Origin of the sequence: Arthrobacter sp. 'calajunan', from assembly GCF_046940185.1 — a bacterium.
GTDB classification, from domain to species: domain Bacteria; phylum Actinomycetota; class Actinomycetes; order Actinomycetales; family Micrococcaceae; genus Glutamicibacter; species Glutamicibacter soli.
In genome coordinates this window covers 40,042-58,502 of sequence record NZ_JBKZDY010000008.1, presented here as the reverse complement: position 1 = coordinate 58,502, position 18,461 = coordinate 40,042, and the positions used below count along the sequence as shown (strand labels likewise).

Genomic DNA, 18,461 nt, shown 5'->3' with positions numbered 1-18,461 from the left:
TCTCACACCGCCGGCCGGCAGCGGCCTAGCCCAGCAGCTGCTGGCCCAGGTACATGCCCGGCTCGATGCCCGGCAGGATCGCGTACAGCGCCGATCCTCTCGGGGTCAGCCAGGTGTTCAGCAAGTCCGCCTCGGCCAGCCGACGCTGCAGCGGGATGAAGCTGGTCGCCGGATCACGCTGGTAGCTGGCGAACAGCAGCCCGGAGGCCTCGCCGTCGACGAAGTTATAGCCGCGGCGGTGGATCGCCTCCTGCGCGCTGCGCGGCATCGCGAGCGCCACGTGGGAGTTCGCACCGATCACCGGCAGCCCCACCTCGTTCACGGCATCCAGGTCCACCGGATCCTCCGGCACGCTGCCGGTCAACGGCGAGCCGTCGGACTGCCGGCGCCCCAGCGCGAAGTCGCGCCCCGAGGTGGCGACCTCGTCCCAGCCTTCCAGGTCCATCTCGAACCGGCGCAGCGCCAGCGTGGTGCCATTGGCGATCCAGCTGGGCTGATCCGGCGTGCCGAACACTGCCAGCTCGCGGGTCTCCCCCTGGGGGTTGTTGACCCCGTCGACCTGTCCGAACAGGTTGCGGAAGGTGTTGCCGGAGCCGCGCTGGTGCATGAATCCGCGCTGGATGAACTGCTTGTCCGCCAGCCCGCGCAGGTTCTTGGACACCGCGCGCACCGCGTGAGCCAGCACCGTGGGGTCCTGGCCGCAGAACTGGATGAGCAGATCGCTCTGCCCGTACCGCTTGTGCAGCTTGTCCCCCGCGAAGCCCGGCAGCGTGCCGACCTTTGCGCCGCCCATGACATCCAGCAGGCTCTGGCCGACCCCGACCGTGAGGGTCAGGTCGCTGGGGCCGGCTGCCATTTCGGCCTCGGTGTCAGCCAGCACTCCGCGCCCGGCGGTCAGCCGCTGCGCGTCGTCGGTGATCATCTTCAGCAGCGAGCGCAGCTGGTCCTTCTTGCCTCCGTCTCGCCAGTTGAGGTTCCAGCCGACGAAGACCGCGTGGGCCTGCGGCGCGTCCAGGATCCCGGACTGGTACTTCCCGTGGAACGGGAGGTACTGCGGGCCCTGCTGCGCGGGCGCCGCGGCAGTGGCTGGCCCGGCCACGGCCTGCGAGGTGCCGAAGCCGGCGAGCACGCCGCCCAGCGCCGCGGCCGCCGAGGTGCCCAGCAGCATCCGGCGGGTTGGTGCATTAGCCATCGTGGTTCATCGATTCATGATCCATGGAGCCGTGGTCCATGCCGCCGTGATTCTCGTAGCTCTCCTTGGCGCCCGTGAAGTTGCGGACTTCGAACGGCACCTCGGTACTCGATCCGTCGCTGAAGCTCAGGGTCAGCGACGCGGTTTCCGAGGCGACCAGCGGGGCCTTCAAGTCCATGTACATCAGGTGGGTTCCGCCGGGCTCAAGGACTGCGTCCTTGCCGGCTTCGATCTTCAGCGCGCCGTCCAGCTGCGACATCTTCGCGTCGGTGCCGGTACCGGTGGTTTCGTGGATCTGGATGACGTTGCCTGCCTGATCCTCGACCTTGGCCAGTTCGATGTCGGTGCTGCCGGCGTTGTGCAGCACGCCGAAGGCGGCGGTCATGCCCGTCTGGGCTGCCTTGGCCCAGGTTTCGCTGGCCTGCAGGGAGGATGCCTGGGTGGCCGGGCTTTCGGAAGCCGCCGCCCCGGTGGCGTTCGCGCCGTCCTGGGCGCAGCCGGTGAGCAGCAGTCCCAGTCCGAGCAGGGCGGCGGTGGTCTTCAGGGTGTTCTTGGTGTTCATGGGTTTCTCAAGCTTTCGGTGTGCAACCGGCGGCACGATTTTCCGGCGTGCGCAATCACGGCACGTCGGGCGCGCCGGTTAGGAATGGGGAAGATTATTTGGTGTTGCGCATGAACTTGACCAGTACGGCGATGACGCCGCCCAGCACCACGACGCCAGCAATGATCCAGACGACCGGGTTCATCCCGGCGCCCAGGTCCTGCACCGGCTGGACCGGCTGCACGGTGGGCTGATCCGCGCTCGGCGACGCTGGAGCGCTTTCCGAAGCGGTTGCGCTCGGCACGGCAGAGGCAGGTGCGTCGACGGTGAAGTTGATGGAGTCCTCCACCGGGTGCCCATCGGAGGAGATCACCCGCACGGCCAGGGTGTATTCGCCGGAGGCAAGCTCGGCGTCCGGCACCACGGTGACGGTGGTGCCCTTGGTGCTGGCGGTGGTCGCGACCTTCTTGCCCGCTTGGCTCAAGGCGACGACGGTCGAGTCGGTGCCCGAGAGCTGCTGCAGTTCCGCGGAGAAGGTCATCGTAATTTCCTTCGGCGAGCTCTTCACGCTCGCGCCGTTCTCCGGGCTGGAGCCGGTGAGGAAGTCGTGGGCGTTGGCCGCCCCGACGGTTCCCAAGGCCGCCAGCAGTGCGACCGCCGCGCCGGCGATCAGTCGGGAGATGTTGTTACGCAGTTTCACAGTGGTCCTTCCAGGTCCCCGGGGTCCGGGGAAGTACGTATTGATGGGGTTCAGGCGCTCAATACGAAGGAAGGCGGTCCGCGCCGTTCGGGCAACCTGCCCAGCTGCGCAAGCTTGAGTTGGAAACGCAGCGGGTAGTAGCCGGGAATCGGGCGCAGTTCCGGGACCGGAATGCGGATCAAGGACAGGAGCAGTCGGGCTGATCCCAGGGTAAGCACCCCGCGCAGCGGAACGAGCAACCGCTCGGCGCCGTTCAGCACGAGGATGCTGGTTGCGGCGGCCAGCACGTGGGCGTAGAGCATCGATTCGCTCTGCACCTGGGCGTATTGTTCGACGATCTGGCCCGAGAGATCCACGGGACCGTGATGGGCCGCGTGTTCCATTGCGGCCAGCGGCCCGGTCTCGCCATGGCTCATCACCGACAGCGACAAGTGGAACAGCCCTTGGCTGAGCACAACCACCAGGCTGGTGGCCCACAGCGAGAATTTGCGTCCCAGCATAGCCATGGCGATCACGGCCGAGACGCAGGTGATCAGCAGCATTACCATCAGCGACATCTTGGTCGGTGCCTGGTGCGCGTGGGCGGCGAACGCGGTCCAGGTGCACACTGAAGCCGCGAGCCAACCGCGCACAACGCGGATCGCTGGGTTCTTGGGCACGTGGTTCAGCCGTTCGTCGACGGGTAGGTGATCACCGCTGATTCTACGCGAAGTAGAAGATTGCCTCAAAGTCCGGGGCATGCCAAAGGCCCGGGTCCGCGACATCGCGTGGAACCGGGCCTTCAGGAAAGCTTGCGGTGCTTACTTCTTGGCGACAGCGGCCTTCAGCTTCGAACCAGCGGTCAGCTTCACCGAGTGGCCGGCAGGAATCTCGATGGCTTCGCCGGTCTGCGGGTTGCGGCCGGTGCGAGCTGCACGGTCGGTGCGCTCCACTGCCAGCCAGCCTGGGATCGAAACCTTCTCGCCCTGCGAGATCTGCTCAACGAAAACGTCGAAAACAGCATCCAGAACACCGTTGACGGCAACCTGGGAGTTTTCGGTCTTCGCTGCAACAGCGGCAACAAGTTCGCTACGGTTCATAGCCAATGTATGTCCTCCTGGACTAGTGGTCCAAGGCCCGGTTCAGACCTCGAACGCCGCGCGGTCGCACGGACTTATCAGTCAAGAACATACCAAACCTGAGGGAGAGAAACGCCCGAAAACAGCGTATTCTCCGGGATTTTTTCAGCTATTGCCCATTTTTGGGCCCAAAGGCGGCAATTCTTGACCCGAACGGCGTTAAAACGCTTAACGAAGCCGCCCGCCGGGCCGAAGCGGAGCTTCGTTCCGGCGGGCGGCTGCGGGAAGGATCGGGGTACTACTTCTTGGCGACAGCGGCCTTCAGCTTCGAACCAGCGGTCAGCTTCACCGAGTGGCCGGCAGGAATCTCGATGGCTTCGCCGGTCTGCGGGTTGCGGCCGGTGCGAGCTGCACGGTCGGTGCGCTCCACTGCCAGCCAGCCTGGGATCGAAACCTTCTCGCCCTGCGAGATCTGCTCAACGAAAACGTCGAAAACAGCATCCAGAACACCGTTGACGGCAACCTGGGAGTTTTCGGTCTTCGCTGCAACAGCGGCAACAAGTTCGCTACGGTTCATAGCCAATGTATGTCCTCCTGGACTAGTGGTCCAAGGCCCGGTTCAGACCTCGAACGCCGCGCGGTCGCACGGACTTATCAGAGATGAACTTACCAGCAATAACCGTCAATTCCTGCATCAATCCGCGGATTGCATGGAGTTTCTCCTGCCATTCGAGGTGTGAAAGTTCACGAAATCAGCCGTGTGCGAACGGGTCGAATCCGTCGTTAGCCGCCGCGAACAGTTGCCAGGCGCGCTGCTGCAGTTGCTTGCTGCGGGTGCTCTTTGCGGGGCTGGCCAGTGTAATCGGGCCCTTCGAGACGTATTTGGGCCCCAGGTACACGCCGGTCGGTGCGGAGCCGAGGTCCGGGTTCAGCGCCGCCTCGACGATGGCGACCGCGCCTTCGTGTTTGCCCTGCGCGAAACCGGCCTGCAGCTGCCCCTGCAGGCGTTTGGCGTAGCCGGGCTCGTTGACGCCGGCGATCTGCGGAGTCAGCCCGGACACCGAATAACCTGGGTGCACGGTGATGGAGCGTGCCGGCCAGGACAGCTGGCGCAGGCGCCGGTCCAGAGCCAAGCCGAACCCCTGCAGCACGGCCTTGGACTGCGCATAGGCCCGGTAGGGGTGGTAGTCCCGCTCGAGTTTCAGGTTCTGCGGGTCGGCCTGCAGCATCAGGGTGGACATCGAGCCCAGCGCGATGAAGCGCAGCGGGTGGGACGCGAAAGTTGCGGCGAGCTCCCCCACGAGCCGCGCATGGCCGAGCACGTTGGTCGTCATCACCTGCTCGTAGCCGAGCAGCCCGGGCTGGCGCGTGCGCGGGGTGTGGATGATGCCGGCGTTGGCGACCAGCACGTCGATGGTGCGGCCGCGCAGTTCGGCGGCCAGACCCACCGCGGAGGCCATGGAGTCCGCGTCGAACTGCATGAATTCGAGTTGCGCCTGCGGCACGCGTCGGCGGATCTGCGCGGCGGCGTGTTCGGCCCGCGCCTGGTTGCGGCAGGCCATGAGCACGGTGGCCCCGCTCTCGGCCAGGGCCAGCGCGGTGAAGAAGCCCAGCCCGGCGTTGGCCCCGGTGACTACCGCGGTCCTGCCTCGGCCCAGGCCGGCCCAGCGGCCGCGGTTTGCATGGACGTCGCCCAGCGGTTGCGTGTACTGGGGTGCTGAATGTCTACCGGTGGCTTGCTGCATGGCTTCCACGCTACTATGCGCCCGCTGCGGGTTCCGGAAGGCTCGGGCCGGTTCGGCTGTGAATACGCCATGCCCGCCCGCACGGCGCAGGGGTCATCCTTGAACACGCGGTGGCACGGTGGGAAAATAGAGCCATGGGTGCCCCGAAACCTGACGAGAATGCGGCACTGAACGCCGCCCGTTACAAGTTGAGCCAATCGGCTGGCGAACAGTTGCCGGTGGACGAATACGCCGAGGCCACCGGCATGGCCCCGGTGGCCAAGGCTCCGAGCACTCCCCTGCAGTTCTACGCCGAGGACGAGGCCTGGGAGGTCGCGAACTCCGTGCTGGACGAGGCCTTTGCTCGCGGCGACTTCGACAACCTCGCCTTGGCGGGAAAGAATATCGACCACATCACCAACACCACCGATCCGGACTGGTGGCTGAAGTCGATGATGCACCGCGAGAAGATCTCCGGTCTCGGCCCGCCGGCGCTGACGCTACGAGTGGAGGACGAGCATATGGACCAGACGCTGGACCAGCTGCCTACCGAGGCGGCGGTGCGCGAACATATCGAGGACTTCAACCACCGTGTTATCGAGGCCCGGCGCCAGCTGCTGGGCGGCCCTCCGGTGATCACCGCCCTGCGCGATGCCACCGCCGAGGTCCTTGCCTGGCAGCAGCGACGTCGCGCCGCCGCCCCGGCCCATGAGGAACAGCCCGACCAGGCCACGCGCCGCTGGTGGCAACGCAGGAAGCGGGCTTAACGGCGAAAGCCGCCCTCCCGAAGGAGTGCGGCTTTCGCTAAGTCAGAAGACTTGCAGGTCTTACCAGGAAGACTTGGTGATGCCCGGGAGCTCACCACGGTGTGCCATGTCGCGGAAGCGAACACGGGAGATACCGAACTTCTGGAAGGTACCGCGTGGGCGGCCGTCAATGGCGTCGCGGTTGCGAACGCGCACTGGGGAAGCGTTGCGTGGCAGCTTCTGCAGGCCAACGCGGGCTGCTTCGCGAGCCTCGTCGGTGGCGTTTGGATCGATCAGGGTCTTCTTCAGTTCGAGGCGCTTTTCAGCGTAACGCTCGACGATGACCTTGCGCTGTTCGTTCTTTGCGATCTTGGACTTCTTGGCCATGTCTTAGCGCTCCTCTCGGAATTCTACGTGCTTGCGGACTACCGGGTCGTACTTCTTCAGAACCATGCGGTCTGGGTCGTTACGACGGTTCTTACGGGTTACGTAAGTGAAACCGGTGCCGGCGGTGGACTTCAGCTTGATGATCGGACGTACGTCCTTATCCTTCTTTGCCATTTTTAGAGCTTCACACCCTTCGCAATCAGGTCTGCAACAACAGCGTCGATACCGCGGGCATCGATGACCTTGATGCCCTTGACCGACAGGGTCAGGGTCACCTTACGGCGCAGCGAAGGCACGTAGTAGGTCTTCTTCTGGATGTTCGGATCGAAACGACGCTTGTTGCGACGGTGCGAGTGGGAGATGCTATGTCCGAAGGCCGGAGTAGTACCGGTTACCTGGCAAACAGCTGCCATGATCACTCCTCAGTTAGTTAGTAGTAAAAATTCGACGGTACTCGCGCGTGCTGCCCATAAGTGAATATCGACAGCACATCTGCGTTATGAGTCCCGCCAACCAGTGAAACACCGTTATTACTGCACACTAGGAAGAAACCAGGCTGGGTGAGAACCAACCGAAGAGCCTTAAAGTATGTAAGACGGTGAACTTCGCAGCCGATCGAGCATTTTCCCCGTACTCAGTGGGTTGCGACATTCGGTATTACGGGCTATTCGTGCATGCCAAGATCCCAAAAGATGGCATTACGGCATGCGCGATTAACGCCAGATAAGCTTATCGAGAATTTCTCAGGGTTCCAAATCCTTGGAAGGGTCCTGCAGGATCCAATGCTCCGGGTCCATCCCCGCGGTCAACTTGCGGGTAATTCGTCGAAGATCGTTAATGTCCTTGTCACTCAGGGATTCGAAGAGCAGCGCACGGACAGTTGCCACATGGTGGGGTGCCATGCGCACCACAGCCTGCCAACCAGCGTCGGTTAATGAGGCGATTTTCACACGGGCGTCTTCTTCGGACTGCTCGCGTGCCACCCAACCGCGGACCTCCAGTTTCTTCACCACGTGCGACAAGCGCGAGAGCGAAGCGCTGGTGCGCGATGCCAGCTTGGTCATGCTCATCTTTCGCCCCGTGGACTCCGAGAGCATCGCGAGCATGTGGTAGTCGAAAAGGGTAATGCCATCCAGAACCTGCAGGTCCGAATCGAGGGCGGCAGGCAGCAGCGTCAACACCGCATTCAGCCCCAGCCATGCTTCGCGCTCCTGCTCCGAAAGCCAAACCGGCGTCTCGCCCATGAAGTTGTCCCATCTTTGGTCGTGCATCGCTCCCGCAGCATCAGCGGTGCGACGGTATTAATTTGCGGGCCGCCAGCGACCCACAGCAGCCCTTCCAACATTCCAAGGATGCGAAGCACCTCACACTAAGGGGGAAGCATTTTGTCACTCTCTTGGAAAGAACGGTGCTGAGGGCTCCATAGTATGCGAATTTCTCTTCGGGTGACAGCGCAGAACAACGACAGATTCTCGCCGGGACGCCACAGAGGGAACCCGGGCGTGCCAGGTTCCCTCTGTAGCAGGCGTGTTTAGACCTTTTCCAGTTGCTTCTTCTTGCGGTAGCTGATGATCTGCCCGATGATCACCACCAGCAGGGCGACGATGAACATCGCCGAGCCGATCACGTTGGCCTGGGCGGGGATGCCGCGGGTGGCCGAAACGTAGATGAACTTCGGGAAGGTCTGGAAGTTGCCGGAGTTGAAGTTCGTGATGATGAAGTCGTCGAAGCTCATCGCGAAGCTCAGCAGCGCGGCGGCCACGATGCCCGGAAGCAGCAGCGGGAAGGTCACCTTCCAGAACGCCAGCCGCGGCGAGGCGTAGAGGTCGGCGGCGGCTTCCTCAAGCCGCGGATCCAGCGAGGACACCCGGGCGCGGACCGTGACGATCACGAAGGACATGCAGAACACGGTATGCGCGATCACGATGGTCCAGTAGCCCAGCTCCCATCCAAGGTTCAGGAACTGCGCCAGCAGCGAGGCGCCGAGCACTACTTCCGGGGTGGCCAGCGGCAGGATGATCAGCACGTCGGTCAGCTTGCGGAAGCGGAACTTGTAGCGCACCAGGCCCAGCGCGATGCAGGTGCCCAGCGCGGTGGCGATCAGGGTGGCGACGATGCCGACCTGCAGCGAGTTGGCCAGCGACTCGCACACCGCCGGGGCGCCGCACGGGTTCGCCCAATTATCCCAGGTGAAACCGCGCCATTCGAGGTTGGTGCGGCCCGCATCGTTGAACGAGAACACGAAGATGTAGACGATCGGCACCAGCAGGTAGACGAAGGCCAGGCCTCCGACGACGGGAACAAACCAGCGTCCCAATTTCATTTACATCAGCTCCTTGGTGCCGAAACGCCGGATATAGATCGTGACCAGGACCAGGATGGAGACCATGAGCACGAAGCTCAGCGCCGCCGCCCCGGGGTAGTCGATGACCTTGAAGAACCTGGAATCGATCACCTGGCCGATCATCGTCGTATTGCGGTTGTTGCCCAGCAGTGCGGAGTTCACGTAGTCGCCGGCCGCCGGGATGAAGGTCAGCAGCGTGCCGGCGAAGATGCCCGGGGCGCTCATCGGCAGCGTGATCCTGAAGAAGGAGTTCATCGGGCTGGCGTACAGGTCGCCCGCGGCCTCCAGCAATCGGGTGTCCAACCGGCCCAGGTTCGCGTAGATCGGCAGCACCATGAACGGCAGGAAGTTGTAGGTCAGTCCGGCGACGACGGCGAAGGGCGTCGCGGTCAGGTGCCCGTCGGCTGGCAGGATCGCCACGAACTTCAGCGCCTGGGCGATGAAGCCCTCGTCGGCCAGGATCTGCTTCCACGCCTGCGTGCGCAGGATGAAGCTGGAGAAGAACGGGGCGATCAGCAGCACCAGCAGGATGCCCTGCAGCAGCGGCTTCTCGCGCAGCCGCACCGCCACCAGGTAGGCCATCGGGAAGCCGATCAGCAGCGCCAGCACGGTGGCGATCAGCGCGAACCAGAAGGAGCGCAGCAGCTCGGGCCAGTAGGCCGAGAGCACCGTCATGTAGTTGCCGATCTCGAAGCCCGGCACGAATTCGCCGATCTCAGCTCCCGGCGGCTTCACGTACAGGCTCATCGCCAGCAGCACCACCACCGGCAGCGCGAAGAACAGCGCCAGCACCAGCAGCCCCGGGGCCACCAGATAGATGCCGGTGCGGCCCTTGCGGCGCTCGGCGCGGATCTCGTCCTTGCTGCGCAGGTCGCTCAGGCCCGACTTGCTGATGGTCTGCGTCATTGCTCCACCCCCGCGTCCATGCGCTCGTCGCCGGCCAGGCCGAACGAGTAGTCGGCCTCCCAGTACAGGTAGACGGTGTCCCCCACGGCCGCCGGCTGCTGCCCGCGGTTCTGCGAGAAGGTGCCGATGCGCCCGATGCCCGGCACGTCCACCAGGTATTCGGTGGTGGTGCCGGTGAAGGACACGTCGATCACGGTGCCCGACAGCTCGTTGTGCGCCGCCCCGGAGGAGGTGCGGTCGATGGTGATCTTCTCCGGGCGCACGCCCACGACCACCTGCCCGCTGGTCTGCACCGCGCGGTCCTCGGGCAGCAGCACGCTGTGCCCGGCGACGTCGACCTCCAGCAGCCCGGCGCGCTTGCCGGTGACCTCGCCGCGCATCAGGTTCGACTTGCCCAGGAAGTTCGCGACGAACGCGGTGCGCGGCAGCTCGTAGAGCTCGCGCGGCGGGCCCATCTGCTCGATCCGTCCCTCGTTCATGACCGCGACGGTGTCGGCCATGGTCATGGCCTCCTCCTGGTCGTGGGTCACGTGGATGAAGGTCAGGCCCACCTCGGTCTGGATGGTCTTCAGCTCCAGCTGCATCTGCCGGCGCAGCTTCATGTCCAGCGCGCCCAGCGGCTCGTCGAGCAGCAGCACCTGCGGGCGGTTGACCAGCGCGCGGGCGAGGGCCACTCGCTGCTGCTGGCCGCCGGAGAGCTGGGCCGGCTTGCGGTTGGCAAGATGCGCCAGCTCCACCATTTCCAGCCCGGCCTGCGCCTTGGCCATCGCTTCGGGGTCCTTCTTGCGCTTCAGCCCGAACGCGACGTTCTCCAGCACGCTCATGTGTGGGAACAGCGCGTAGGACTGGAAGACGGTATTCACCGGCCGCTTGTGGCTGGGCAGCGAGGTGACGTCCTCGCCGCCGATCGAGATGCTGCCCTCGCTGGGTGCCTCCAGGCCGGCGATCATGCGCAGCGTGGTGGACTTGCCGCAGCCCGAGGGGCCCAGCAGCGCGAAGAACGTGCCGGAGGGGACCAGCAGGTCCAGGTCCTTGACGGCGACGAACTCGGCGAAGCGCTTCGTGATGCCGCGCAGCTCAAGGTCCGCCCCCGAGGTGCGGGTTTCTGGCAGGGTGGGTGCAAGATTGGCGTTCATACCCCGATCACTTCCTGGAATTGGTTCTGGAAATCTGTTTCTTCCTCCACCGACAGCTCGCGCTCGGAGCTGGTGTTGGAAAGGAATTCCTCGGTCGGGAAGATCAGCGGATCCTCCACGAGCTCGGGATCGAACTTCTCCATCTCCTCTTGGGCGCCGAGAACCGGGCAGAGGTAGTTCACGTAGGCGGCGACCTCCGCGGCCACGTCGGGCTGGTAGTAGAAGTCCATGAGCTTCTCCGCGTTCTTCTTGTGCGGCGAGCCCATGGGCACCTGGAAGTTGTCGCTCCACAGCAGGCCGCCGCGCTCGGACAGCGCGAACTCCCACTTGCCGCCCTCCTCGAAGTTCAGCTGCGTGATGTCCCCCGAATAGGCCAGGCCGGCGATCGCGTCGCCGCTGATCAAATCCTGCTTGTAGGCATTGCCCTTGACCTGGCGGATCTGCCCGTTCCGGATATTACGGTCAAGCACTTCCAGGCTGCGGCCGAACTCGACCTGTCCCCAGGACCCGGCGATGTCCACGCCGTCGTCGAGCATCAGCATCGGCATCGTGTCGCGCATCTCGTCGAGCATGAAGATGCGTCCCTTGAGCTCCGGATCCCACAGGTCCTCGACGTTGCGCAGCCCCTTGGGGAACGCCTCCTTGTTCCAGACCAGGCCGGTGTAGCCGGACTGCCAGGTCAGGGACTTCTTGCGCCCCGGATCGAAGCGCACCTCCTGCAGCGCCGGCAGCAGGTTCTTGATGTTCGGGATGTTGTTGTGGTCCAGCTCCTGGGCGTAGCCCTGGCGGATGATGCGTTCGGTCATCCAGTCGCTGAAGACCATCAGGTCCTGGCCGATGTCCTGCCCGGCGGCCAGCTGGGCCTGCACCTTGCCGTAGTAGGAGTCGTTCGAGTCGATGTCCTCCGCGTACTTTGCTTTCAGCCCGCTTTCCTTCATGAAGCGCTGCAGCGTCGGGTAGTTCTTGGCCTTCTCGTCGTAGTCAAGGTACAGGGTCCAGTTGGCCCAGTTCACCACGGCTTCGCTGTCCGACAGGTCGGTGGCCGGGGCCAGCGCCGCGGCGTTGCCCGAGCTGGTGCCCTTGGTCCCGCAGGCGGACAGCAGCCCGGCCAGGGCCAGGCCCGCCGCTCCTGCCAACACCGAGCGGCGCGAAGCCTGCGCCTGCTCGATGCCCTGCAACAGCCGTCGGCGCTGGTTATTGATAGCGCGTTGGCGCGTCATGCCATGCTCCTATGAATCATGCGCCGATGGCACTTTGGAAATCTGCGGCGAAACTCGATTCCTCGTCCGCCTCCAGCGACCGGAAGACGTGGGCCTTGGCCAGATCCTCCTCGGCCGGGAAGATGAGCGGGTTCTTCATCAGCGACGGATCGATCTTCTCCATCGCCTCCTTGGCCCCGGTGACCGGGCAGATGAAGTTCACATAGGCCGCCACCTGGGCGGCGATCTCCGGCTGGAAGTAGTAGTCCATCAGCTTCTCCGCGTTCGCCTTGCGCGGGGAGCCGACGGGAACCATCAGGTTGTCGCTCCACAGCGTGCCGCCGGCCTCGGGGATCACGAATTCCCACTGGTCGTCGTTCTCGAAGTTCATCTGGACCAGATCCCCTGACCATACGATGCCGGCGATGGCGTCTCCTGAGATGAAGTCCTCCTTGTAGGAGTTGCCCTTGACCTGTCGGATCTGGCCGCTGTCGATGTTCGCGCGCAGCACCTCCAGCGCCTTCTGGAACTCGTCCTGGCCCCACTGGCCGGAGATGTCCACGCCGTCTTGCAGCATCAGCAGGCCCATGGTGTCGCGCATTTCGTCGAGCACCGTGATCCGGCCTTTCAGCGCCGGATCCCACAGATCCGAGACGCTCTTCAGTCCCTTGGGGTACTTCGCTTTGTTCCAGGCGATGCCCGCGTAGCCGGACTGCCAGGTCAGCGAGTGCTCGCGGCCCGGATCGAAGTCCACGCCCTGCAGGCTCGGCAGCAGGTTGGAGCTGTTGGGGATGTTCGCCAGATCCAGCGCCTGAGTGTAGCCCTGGCGGATCACGCGCCCGGCCATCCAGTCGGTCAACGTGAAGATGTCCTGGCCGATGTCCTGCCCCGCCTTCAGCTGGGCCTGCACCTTGCCGTAGTAGGTGTCGTTGCCGTCGACGTCCTCGGAGTAGTTCACCGTAATGCCGCTCTGCTTGCTGAAGGCTTCGAGCGTCGGATAGGTCTTGGATTTGTCGTCGTAGTCCAGATAGAGCGTCCAGTTGGCCCAGTTCAGCGTCGGATCCGATGCGGATACGTCGGTCACGGCCGGAGCAGGGCCCGCCGTGGCACCTCCGCCGCCACCGGTGCCGCAGGCGGCAAGCAGCCCGCCTAGGCCCAGTGCGCCGGCGGCGCCGAGCACCGAACGGCGGCTGAGGCTGCGCTGGCTCATGGCGTTGACCAGTGCTCGAATTTGTGGATCCTGCGGCGTCTTGTGCGAGTGCGACATCGGACCATCTCCCCCATTTCTCATCGCTGCATGTGCGATCGATCACACGATTCGTGTTGAGGAACATCCTGTCAGGTCGAGGTGGCGCTGACAAGACTCCGGCAAAAGATTCCACATTAAAATCCTCCCCATAGCGTCGAAAACTTTATTGATAAACCCCTTTCGCAACTGATTCGGTGGCGGTAGTGTCGTGGCTAACGCTGTTGAGACGAGGATGATCATGACACTGCCGCCACCGGCGAGCGCCGGCATCGACGAGATTTCCAAGGAGATCATCGAGCAGCTGCAGGAAGACGGACGCCGCTCCTACGCCGCCATCGGCAAGGCGGTGGGCCTGAGCGAGGCGGCCGTCCGCCAGCGTGTGCAGAAGCTCGCCGACAGCCAGATCATGCAGATCGTGGCCGTCACCAACCCGCTGGAGCTGGGTTTCACCCGGCAGGCGATGATCAGCATCGTCGCCGCATCGGACATCAGCTCCACCGCCGACAGGATCGCCGAACTGCCCGAGGTCGACTACTGCGTGGTCACCGCCGGCAATGCGGACATCCTGGCCGAGGTGATCTGCTCCAGCGACGAAGACCTTCTGCGGGTTATCAGCACCATCCGCGGCATCGAGGGTGTGCTCAGCACCAACACCTTCACCTACCTTTCACTCAAAAAACAGGAATACAACTGGGGAACACGATGAATACTCCACTTGGCACCGACCGCCAGCAAGCCGCCCGCGACCACCTCTGGATGCACATGGCCCGGCACTCCGGCCTGCACAACGGGGGCAAGGTGCCGATCATTTCGCGCGGCGAGGGACACATGATCTACGACGACGCCGGCCGCGGCTACATCGACGGCCTGGCAGGGCTGTTCGTCGTCAACGCGGGCCACGGCCGCGCCGAGCTGGCCGAGGTCATGGCCAAGCAGGCGGAGAAGCTGGCGTTCATGCCGCTGTGGTCCTACGCCCACGAGCCGGCCATCGACCTGGCCGAGCGCCTGGCAGGCTACGCCCCGGGCGATTTGAACCGCGTCTTCTTCACCACCGGCGGCGGCGAGGCGGTGGAATCCGCGTTCAAGCTAGCCAAGCAGTACTTCAAGCTCAAGGGCCAGCCGGGCAAGACCAAGGTCATCTCCCGCGCGCTGGCCTACCACGGCACCCCGCAAGGCGCGCTGGCGATCACCTCGCTGCCGGGGATGAAGACCCCGTTTGAGCCGCTGGTTCCCGGCACCTTCCGCGTGCCGAACACCAACTTCTACCGCGCGCCGGAGATGTTCTCCGAGAACGAGAAGGACTTCGGGCTGTGGGCCGCCGAGCGCATCCGCGAGGCCATCGAATTCGAGGGCGCCGACTCGGTCGCCGCGGTCTTCCTGGAGCCGGTGCAGAACTCCGGCGGCTGCTTCCCGCCTCCCCCGGGCTACTTCGACCGGGTGCGCGAGATCTGCGACGAGTACGACGTGCTGCTGGTCTCCGATGAGACCATCTGCGCCTTCGGCCGCATCGGGGACATGTTCGCCTGCAACGACTTCGGCTACACCCCTGACATCATCACCTCCGCCAAGGCGCTGACCAGCGGCTACGTCCCGCTGGGCGTGATGATCGCCTCCGAGAAGCTGTTCGAGCCGTTCACCAAGGGCGACACCACCTTCTACCACGGCTACACCTTCGGCGGTCACCCGGTGGCCGCGGCGGTGGCGATGGCGAACCTCGACATCTTCGAACGCGAGGACCTGAACGGCAACGTGCATCGCAACGCCGACGCCTTCAAGTCCACCTTGGAGAAGCTCAAGGACATCGACATCGTGGGCGACGTGCGCGGCGCCGGCTACTTCTACGGCATCGAGCTGGTGAAGGACAAGTCCACCAAGGAAACCTTCAACGACGAGGAATCCGAGCGGCTGCTGCGCGACTACCTCACCCCGGCGCTGTGGGAGGCAGGCCTGTACTGCCGCGCCGACGACCGCGGCGACCCGGTCATCCAGCTCGCGCCGCCGATCACCATCGGCCAGCCCGAGTTCGACCAGATCGAGTCGATCCTGCGCTCGGTGCTCTCCGAGGCGTCCAGCAAGATCTAGTTTCCACACCCTTCGGGCGCGGCCGGTGTAACCTGGCTGCGCCCGATTGGTGCTTTGTGGCCTGTGACACTACTGTGTGGATTAAGCAGCCATGGAAGCAGGAACGTCATGCTGGAACCGACCCGAATCACGCTCGCCCGCCACGCGGCGGGGTATAGCACCCTGGATCTCGCCCGCCTGGTTCAGGTCGGCGAATCCACCGTCCGCCGCTACGAAACCTGCGGCGCCCCCGAGGCCCTGGCCGGGCAGCTGGCCGGCGCGCTGGGCTGCGCCCCGGGCTACTTCCACCGCCCGCCGACTGCCGGGATCGATGTCGAACGCATCTTCTTCCGCACCCCGCGGCGCATCAGCCGGGCGCAGAAAACCGCCTGCTCGGCGCTGGGTCGCACCGGGGTCGAACTCTACAACCTGATCACCGCCGACTACACGCTGCCGGACACCGAGGTGCCCGACTACACCGGGTTCGACCCGGAGGCCGCCGCCGCGCAGTTGCGCCTGGACTGGAACCTGGGCTGCGGGCCGGTGCCCGACCTGATCTACGTGCTCGAATCGCGCGGCGTGCGGGTGCTCAGCCTAGCCTCCGGGACCAGCTTCAGCTTCTGGGAAGAGGGGCAGGCGTTCATCTTCCTGGCCGCCGGGGACCGCGCCGAACAGCGCCACCAGCTGGCGCACGAGCTGGGCCACCTGCTGCTGCACAGCGCGCTGGGAGCCGACGGGCATGCGGCGGCCGAAGCCGAGGCGGAGGCGGAGCAGTTCGCCGCGCGCCTGCTGCTGCCGGCGCTGTCGCTGCAGGCGCGCATGGGCGACACCCTGCAACTGCCGCAGCTGCTTGACCTGCAGGAGCTGTTCGGCGTCCCGGCCCGGATCATCCTGTCCCACGCCCGCGAATGCGGCATGCTCGGCGACGCCAGCTACAGCTGGCTGGTGCAGGAACTGGCGCTGGAACCGGCGCCGCGCCGCGCCCCGCTGGCCTCGCGGGTGTTCTCCCTGGTGTTCCCGTCGCTGCGCGGCGAAGACCGGCTGGATACCGCGCGGATCGCCGACACCCTGGGGGTGCCTGCCCGCACCCTGCACGAGCTGACCTTCGGACACGCCTTCATGGTGCTGCCGGGGCTGCGGGACGCCGCGCCGCGGGGCATGCCCGGTCACCTGCGCGCGCTGTCCTAGCGCGGGCGCCACCCTAGCGGTGCACGCCTGCCCGGACTAGGCTGGGCATTCCAGGCGGTGGCCTGCCGCCCGGTCTCGAAAGGGTACTGCCATGGACATCAACGCCGCCAAGGCCCGCGAACTGGCCGAAGAATCCCGCGAACAGGGCTGGCAGCGGCCGAGCTTCGCCAAGGGCATCTACATGGGCGAGGTCGACTTCTCGCTCATCGAACCGCTGCCCGCCCCCGATCCGGAAGCCGCCGCCCGCGGCGCGGCCTTCATCGCCGAGCTGGAGACGGTGCTGGACGGGTTCGACCCCGGGCGCATCGAGGCGGATTCCCGGGTGCCCGACGAATACATCGCCCAGCTGCGCGAGGTGGGCGCGTTCGGCATGAAGATCCCCACCGAGTACGGCGGGCTGGGGCTGAGCCTGCTGGACTACGGCCGCGCACTGATGCGGGTGGGCTCGGTCAGCCCCGCGATCGGCGCCCTGCTCTCCGCCCACCAGTCCATCGGCGTGCCCGAGCCAGTCAAGTCCTTCGGCACCGAGGCGCAGAAGCGCGAGTACCTGCCGCGCTGCGCCGCCGGGGCGATCAGCGCCTTCCTGCTCACCGAGAACGACGTGGGCTCGGACCCCGCGCGGCTGGGCACGCGCGCGACGCTGAGCGCGGACGGCGCCTACTACACCCTGGAGGGCGCGAAGCTGTGGACCACCAACGGGGTGGTCGCCGAGCTGCTGGTGGTGATGGCCGCCGTCGAACCCCACGAGGCCTGCGGCGAGGTCCCGGCCGGCAAGGGCGGGATCACCGCGTTCATCGTGGAGGCCGACGCGCCGGGCATCACCGTGGAGAACCGCAACGCGTTCATGGGCCTGCGCGGGATCGAGAACGGCGTGACCCGCTTCGCGCAGGTGCGCGTCCCGGCCGCCAACCGGCTCTCGCGCGAGGGCACTGGCCTGAAAATCGCGCTGAGCACCCTGAACACCGGGCGCCTGTCCATCCCCGCGATGTGCGCCGGCGCCGGCAAGTGGGCGACGAAGATCGCGCGCGAATGGTCCGCCGCCCGCGTGCAGTGGGGCCACCCGATCGGCGAGCACCAGGCCGTCTCCTCCAAGCTGGCCTACATCGCCGCCAGCACCTACGCGCTGGAGGCGGTGTTCGAGGTCAGCGCGCTGCTGGCGGACGCGGGCATGAAGGACGTGCGCATCGAGGCGGCGCTGGCCAAGCTGTATTCCTCCGAGGTCTCCTGCCGGATCGCTGACGAGCTCGTGCAGATCCGCGGCGGGCGCGGCTACGAGACCGCCGCCTCCCAGGCCGCCCGCGGGGAGCGCGCGGTCCCGGTCGAGCAGCTGCTGCGCGATCTGCGCATCAACCGCATCTTCGAGGGCTCCACCGAGATCATGCACCTGCTCATCGCCCGCGAAGCCGTCGACGCGCACCTGCAGGCCGCCGGCGCGCTGGCGGTGGCCGACTCCACGCTGGCGGAAAAGGCCGCCGCGGCGCGCGAGGCCTCCGGATTCTACGCCCGCTGGCTACCCAAGCTCGTCGCCGGCGCCGGCAGCCTGCCCGGCACCTACTCGGAGCACGGCCCGCTGGCCAAGCATCTGCGCTACATCGAGCGCACCAGCCGCAAGCTGGCCCGGCAGACCTTCGCCGGCATGGCGCGCTGGCAGGCAGGGCTGGAGAAGCAGCAGGTGTTCCTGGGGCACATCGTGGACATCGGCGCGGAGCTGTTCGCCATGGCAGCGGTGATCGCCAAGACCTCAGCTCTGCTGGATTCCACCGCCCCCGAGCGCTTCTCCGCCGAGACCCTGGCGCAGGCGTTCTGCGAACAGGCCACCCGGCGCTGCGAGGACCATTTCGAGCACCTGTGGGACGGCACCTCGCACGACGACAAGGTCGCCGAGGACCTGCTCGACGGGGCCTACCTCTGGCTTGAGGAGGGTGTGCGCGACGTGTCCGAGGGCACCGGCCCATGGATTGCGCCGTGGTCCGAGTCCGGGCGCGCGGACGTCCGCCGTCTCTACGGAACGGCGGACTAGCTGCCACGCC

Annotated in this window: 21 protein-coding genes; 5 read left to right on the top strand and 16 right to left on the bottom strand. The window is 65.6% G+C overall.

From position 1 onward, the window contains the following. Positions 1-25: 25 nt before the first annotated feature. From RF641_RS13135 to RF641_RS13105, 7 genes are all read right to left on the bottom strand, one after another. Positions 26-1,192, bottom strand: coding sequence for a Dyp-type peroxidase (locus tag RF641_RS13135; RefSeq protein ID WP_424573368.1), 1,167 nt, complete (start codon positions 1,190-1,192; stop codon positions 26-28). Further along, complete coding sequence (locus tag RF641_RS13130; RefSeq protein WP_047119904.1) at positions 1,185-1,754, bottom strand: copper chaperone PCu(A)C; 570 nt, start codon at positions 1,752-1,754, stop codon at positions 1,185-1,187. Before RF641_RS13130 ends, RF641_RS13135 begins: the two co-directional genes overlap by 8 nt. A 94-nt stretch (positions 1,755-1,848) precedes the next feature. Then, entirely contained in the window at positions 1,849-2,433 is a 585-nt protein-coding gene (locus RF641_RS13125; protein ID WP_161447463.1) for a copper resistance CopC family protein, read from the bottom strand. A gap of 50 nt (positions 2,434-2,483) precedes the next feature. Beyond that, complete coding sequence (locus RF641_RS13120) at positions 2,484-3,092, bottom strand: hypothetical protein (protein ID WP_183043069.1); 609 nt, start codon at positions 3,090-3,092, stop codon at positions 2,484-2,486. Positions 3,093-3,233: 141 nt separating this feature from the next. Further along, the gene (locus RF641_RS13115) at positions 3,234-3,518 is read right to left on the bottom strand and encodes an HU family DNA-binding protein (RefSeq protein ID WP_047119907.1); all 285 of its coding nucleotides are present in this window, start codon (positions 3,516-3,518) and stop codon (positions 3,234-3,236) included. A gap of 271 nt (positions 3,519-3,789) precedes the next feature. Continuing rightward, entirely contained in the window at positions 3,790-4,074 is a 285-nt protein-coding gene (locus RF641_RS13110; protein ID WP_047119907.1) for an HU family DNA-binding protein, read from the bottom strand. Positions 4,075-4,243: 169 nt separating this feature from the next. After that, positions 4,244-5,236 (bottom strand): SDR family NAD(P)-dependent oxidoreductase, encoded by a 993-nt coding sequence (locus RF641_RS13105; RefSeq protein WP_424573367.1) that lies wholly within the window; start codon positions 5,234-5,236, stop codon positions 4,244-4,246. Between the two features lie 134 nt (positions 5,237-5,370). Between RF641_RS13105 and RF641_RS13100 the strand changes: the two genes are divergently transcribed. After that, positions 5,371-5,982, top strand: coding sequence for a DnaJ family domain-containing protein (locus tag RF641_RS13100; protein ID WP_424573366.1), 612 nt, complete (start codon positions 5,371-5,373; stop codon positions 5,980-5,982). Between the two features lie 60 nt (positions 5,983-6,042). On the opposite strand, the gene rpsN is transcribed toward RF641_RS13100, so the two are convergent. The 9 genes from rpsN to RF641_RS13055 all read right to left on the bottom strand — a co-directional run bounded on the left by rpsN (position 6,043) and on the right by RF641_RS13055 (position 13,200). After that, positions 6,043-6,348 carry a 30S ribosomal protein S14 gene (rpsN, locus tag RF641_RS13095; protein ID WP_047119909.1) on the bottom strand — a complete coding sequence of 102 codons (306 nt, stop codon included), beginning with the start codon at positions 6,346-6,348 and terminating at the stop codon, positions 6,043-6,045. Positions 6,349-6,351: 3 nt separating this feature from the next. Then, entirely contained in the window at positions 6,352-6,522 is a 171-nt protein-coding gene (rpmG, locus tag RF641_RS13090; protein ID WP_022874359.1) for a 50S ribosomal protein L33, read from the bottom strand. A 2-nt stretch (positions 6,523-6,524) separates the two neighbouring features. Beyond that, a complete protein-coding gene (gene rpmB / locus RF641_RS13085; protein WP_047119910.1) occupies positions 6,525-6,761 on the bottom strand; it encodes a 50S ribosomal protein L28 in 237 nt (78 codons plus the stop codon). A gap of 330 nt (positions 6,762-7,091) precedes the next feature. After that, positions 7,092-7,592, bottom strand: coding sequence for a MarR family winged helix-turn-helix transcriptional regulator (locus tag RF641_RS13080; RefSeq protein ID WP_053799457.1), 501 nt, complete (start codon positions 7,590-7,592; stop codon positions 7,092-7,094). 287 nt (positions 7,593-7,879) lie between these two features. After that, positions 7,880-8,671 (bottom strand): ABC transporter permease, encoded by a 792-nt coding sequence (locus RF641_RS13075; protein ID WP_047119911.1) that lies wholly within the window; start codon positions 8,669-8,671, stop codon positions 7,880-7,882. Beyond that, positions 8,672-9,598 carry an ABC transporter permease gene (locus RF641_RS13070; protein ID WP_113607529.1) on the bottom strand — a complete coding sequence of 309 codons (927 nt, stop codon included), beginning with the start codon at positions 9,596-9,598 and terminating at the stop codon, positions 8,672-8,674. Next, on the bottom strand, positions 9,595-10,734 hold the full coding sequence (locus tag RF641_RS13065; protein WP_113607530.1) for an ABC transporter ATP-binding protein: 1,140 nt from the start codon (positions 10,732-10,734) through the stop codon (positions 9,595-9,597). The genes RF641_RS13070 and RF641_RS13065 overlap by 4 nt, the downstream gene beginning before the upstream one ends. Then, positions 10,731-11,954 (bottom strand): ABC transporter substrate-binding protein, encoded by a 1,224-nt coding sequence (locus RF641_RS13060; protein ID WP_424573365.1) that lies wholly within the window; start codon positions 11,952-11,954, stop codon positions 10,731-10,733. The genes RF641_RS13065 and RF641_RS13060 overlap by 4 nt, the downstream gene beginning before the upstream one ends. A gap of 16 nt (positions 11,955-11,970) precedes the next feature. Next, positions 11,971-13,200: an ABC transporter substrate-binding protein gene (locus tag RF641_RS13055; RefSeq protein ID WP_113607532.1), complete on the bottom strand. Its 1,230-nt coding sequence runs from the start codon at positions 13,198-13,200 to the stop codon at positions 11,971-11,973. A gap of 220 nt (positions 13,201-13,420) precedes the next feature. Here RF641_RS13055 and RF641_RS13050 point away from each other — a divergent pair, with 220 nt between their 5' ends. The 4 genes from RF641_RS13050 (at position 13,421) to RF641_RS13035 (ending at position 18,451) form a co-directional block, all read left to right on the top strand. Beyond that, a complete protein-coding gene (locus RF641_RS13050; protein WP_053799458.1) occupies positions 13,421-13,888 on the top strand; it encodes an Lrp/AsnC family transcriptional regulator in 468 nt (155 codons plus the stop codon). Then, entirely contained in the window at positions 13,885-15,264 is a 1,380-nt protein-coding gene (locus RF641_RS13045; RefSeq protein WP_113607533.1) for an aspartate aminotransferase family protein, read from the top strand. Before RF641_RS13050 ends, RF641_RS13045 begins: the two co-directional genes overlap by 4 nt. Positions 15,265-15,372: 108 nt before the next feature. Continuing rightward, a complete protein-coding gene (locus RF641_RS13040; RefSeq protein WP_424573364.1) occupies positions 15,373-16,431 on the top strand; it encodes an ImmA/IrrE family metallo-endopeptidase in 1,059 nt (352 codons plus the stop codon). Between the two features lie 91 nt (positions 16,432-16,522). Continuing rightward, positions 16,523-18,451 (top strand): acyl-CoA dehydrogenase family protein, encoded by a 1,929-nt coding sequence (locus RF641_RS13035; RefSeq protein ID WP_424573363.1) that lies wholly within the window; start codon positions 16,523-16,525, stop codon positions 18,449-18,451. The last annotated feature ends 10 nt before the right edge of the window (positions 18,452-18,461 follow it).

What these genes read in the sequence shown, in the direction of transcription:
- RF641_RS13040 (WP_424573364.1), top strand. Translation starts at nt 15,373, where the DNA reads ATGCTGGAACCGACCCGAATCACGCTCGCCCGCCACGCGGCGGGGTAT.
- RF641_RS13050 (WP_053799458.1), top strand. Translation starts at nt 13,421, where the DNA reads ATGACACTGCCGCCACCGGCGAGCGCCGGCATCGACGAGATTTCCAAG.
- RF641_RS13130 (WP_047119904.1), bottom strand. Translation starts at nt 1,754, where the DNA reads ATGAACACCAAGAACACCCTGAAGACCACCGCCGCCCTGCTCGGACTG.
- RF641_RS13045 (WP_113607533.1), top strand. Translation starts at nt 13,885, where the DNA reads ATGAATACTCCACTTGGCACCGACCGCCAGCAAGCCGCCCGCGACCAC.
- RF641_RS13135 (WP_424573368.1), bottom strand. Translation starts at nt 1,192, where the DNA reads ATGGCTAATGCACCAACCCGCCGGATGCTGCTGGGCACCTCGGCGGCC.
- RF641_RS13055 (WP_113607532.1), bottom strand. Translation starts at nt 13,200, where the DNA reads ATGTCGCACTCGCACAAGACGCCGCAGGATCCACAAATTCGAGCACTG.
- RF641_RS13080 (WP_053799457.1), bottom strand. Translation starts at nt 7,592, where the DNA reads ATGGGCGAGACGCCGGTTTGGCTTTCGGAGCAGGAGCGCGAAGCATGG.
- RF641_RS13075 (WP_047119911.1), bottom strand. Translation starts at nt 8,671, where the DNA reads ATGAAATTGGGACGCTGGTTTGTTCCCGTCGTCGGAGGCCTGGCCTTC.
- rpmB (WP_047119910.1), bottom strand. Translation starts at nt 6,761, where the DNA reads ATGGCAGCTGTTTGCCAGGTAACCGGTACTACTCCGGCCTTCGGACAT.
- RF641_RS13065 (WP_113607530.1), bottom strand. Translation starts at nt 10,734, where the DNA reads ATGAACGCCAATCTTGCACCCACCCTGCCAGAAACCCGCACCTCGGGG.
- RF641_RS13105 (WP_424573367.1), bottom strand. Translation starts at nt 5,236, where the DNA reads ATGCAGCAAGCCACCGGTAGACATTCAGCACCCCAGTACACGCAACCG.
- RF641_RS13060 (WP_424573365.1), bottom strand. Translation starts at nt 11,954, where the DNA reads ATGACGCGCCAACGCGCTATCAATAACCAGCGCCGACGGCTGTTGCAG.
- rpmG (WP_022874359.1), bottom strand. Translation starts at nt 6,522, where the DNA reads ATGGCAAAGAAGGATAAGGACGTACGTCCGATCATCAAGCTGAAGTCC.
- rpsN (WP_047119909.1), bottom strand. Translation starts at nt 6,348, where the DNA reads ATGGCCAAGAAGTCCAAGATCGCAAAGAACGAACAGCGCAAGGTCATC.
- RF641_RS13035 (WP_424573363.1), top strand. Translation starts at nt 16,523, where the DNA reads ATGGACATCAACGCCGCCAAGGCCCGCGAACTGGCCGAAGAATCCCGC.
- RF641_RS13070 (WP_113607529.1), bottom strand. Translation starts at nt 9,598, where the DNA reads ATGACGCAGACCATCAGCAAGTCGGGCCTGAGCGACCTGCGCAGCAAG.
- RF641_RS13100 (WP_424573366.1), top strand. Translation starts at nt 5,371, where the DNA reads ATGGGTGCCCCGAAACCTGACGAGAATGCGGCACTGAACGCCGCCCGT.